The 419-nt window shown below is 69.7% G+C and carries 1 protein-coding gene; it reads left to right on the forward strand.

Annotation, left to right across the window (positions count from 1 at the left end; all coding sequences use genetic code 11):
- Positions 1-132: 132 nt before the first annotated feature.
- On the forward strand, positions 133-419 hold a 287-nt coding region (locus tag HW466_RS31750; protein WP_208456267.1), incomplete at its 3' end, for a hypothetical protein.

Here is a 419-nt window from a genome sequence, read left to right on the forward strand (position 1 = left end):
GTGTCCGCGAGGAAAAGGCCCCGCGTGGGGCGGCGCCGGGAGAACCGCCGGGGTCGCGCCCCGCTTCAGGGCGATCCCTATCGGGATCATCCCGAATCGCGCCCTCCAGCCGTCCCAAACTGCGGGAGCGCGATGTTATGCTGGCCTTCTTTTTATAACGAGGTCGGCATCGGCAAGCTCGCGATGCTGATGACCAAGATCGATTCGCCTCTCGTACGCCAGAAGGTTCTGGTGCCGGCCGCGGCCATTTCTGCCGCCGCGCCGCCGCATTGCGCCGGAACCCGCCCGCCACGCCGGTGCCGCGCGCTCGCGCAACGGCTGCGGTTCGTCGCGAACCGCATCCTGCCCCGTCCGCCCGCATCCATGCGCCGCCGCGTCCACGCTGAAGCTTCATGCCGGGACGCGCGCCACCCACCGAA

Origin of the sequence: Burkholderia territorii, from assembly GCF_902833055.1 — a bacterium.
In the GTDB taxonomy this organism is placed as follows: Bacteria; Pseudomonadota; Gammaproteobacteria; order Burkholderiales; family Burkholderiaceae; genus Burkholderia; species Burkholderia territorii.